Annotated in this window: 1 protein-coding gene and 1 pseudogene; both read right to left on the bottom strand. The window is 76.6% G+C overall.

All coding sequences use genetic code 11. The annotated features are described in order from the left end of the window. Positions 1 to 858 (bottom strand): serine/threonine-protein kinase (locus tag AE652_RS41565; RefSeq protein WP_049661199.1); only part of this gene is annotated, 858 nt, incomplete at its 3' end. Between the two features lie 86 nt (positions 859 to 944). Further along, positions 945 to 1,297, bottom strand: a pseudogene (locus tag AE652_RS41560) (hypothetical protein); the annotation flags it as partial.

Here is a 1,297-nt window from a genome sequence, read left to right as displayed (position 1 = left end):
TTCCGGCGCGGCGGCGGTGCTCGCCGCGCGCAGCTCGGCGACGAAGTCCAGGCAGTTCGGGTACCGCTCCCCGGGCGTCTTGGCCAGCGCCCGGGCGACCACCGCCCCGACGGCGGCCGGCAGGTCGGGCCGGTGGTCGCGCAGCGCGGGCGGCGGGTCGTTGAGGTGCGCCCAGAGCAGCGCGAGGTCGCTCTCCCGGCGGAACGGCGGGGCGCCCGCGAGCATCTCGAAGACCACGCAGCCGAGGCCGTACTGGTCGCAGCGCCCGTCCAGCGGCCTGCCGGAGATCTGCTCGGGCGCCGCGTAGTCGAGCGTGCCGACGATCTGGCCGACGGTGGTCAGCCCGCTGAGCGAGAGGGACTTCTTGGTCAGGCCGAAGTCCGCCAGGTACAGGTGCTCGGGGTGCTCGCTGTCCGTCCCGGCGGCGACCAGGACGTTGCCCGGCTTGACGTCCCGGTGCACCAGGCCGTGGTCGTGCGCGGCGTCCAGTGCCGAGGCGATCTGGAGGGCGAACCGGACGGCCCGCCCGACCGGGAACGGGCCGGAGCGGTTGATCAGGGCGCGCAGGTCGCCGCCCTCCACGTAGCGCATCGCGAGGTACAGGATGCCGTCCTGCTCGCCCGCTTCGAACACCGGGATGATGTGCGGGTGGTCGATCGCGGCGGCGGCCTCCGACTCGTGCATGAACCGCTGCCGGAACACCTCGTTGCGGGCCAGCTCGGGGGCGAGCAGCTTGACCGCGACGGTCCGGCCGAGCCGCAGGTCCTTGGCCCGGTAGACCACGGCCATGCCGCCGCGCCCGATCTCGTTCTCCAGCCGGTAGCCGGCGACCCGCCGCCCGACCAGCCCGGCGGGCAGACCGGTGGCGTCCCACTCGGTGGCGTCCCGCTTGGCGGCCTCGCGTGCGGCGGACGGCCGCTCGACGCCGTCGCGCTCGGCGGAGGTCACGGCTCACCGGTCCGGGTGGGGGCGGACGGGCCCTCCGCGGACGGGCCGTGCGAGGGCGCGGGCGCGGGCGACGGCGCGGGCGAGGGGCTGGGCCGGTCGGTGGCCGCGTACGTCTGGAGCTGGAGCCCGTCGCCGTAGCACCAGCGGTCGTGCACCGGGTCGAACAGCCAGACCGCCTCGCCGTCCACCACCAGGCCGATCCGCAGGCCTCGGGTGCGCTCCCGGAAGGCCCCCAGGTCGAGGGTGCCGCCGGCGAGGTCCTCCAGCAGGGCGCGGTAACGGTCGAGCGCGCCCCCGGCCTCGGCGAGCGCCGGCCGCGGGTCGGCGGTCCGCGCGGGCGGGCCGCCGG

This window comes from Kitasatospora sp. MY 5-36 (genome assembly GCF_001182915.1).
GTDB lineage: Bacteria > Actinomycetota > Actinomycetes > Streptomycetales > Streptomycetaceae > Kitasatospora.
This window is presented reverse-complemented; position numbering and strand designations above follow the sequence as displayed.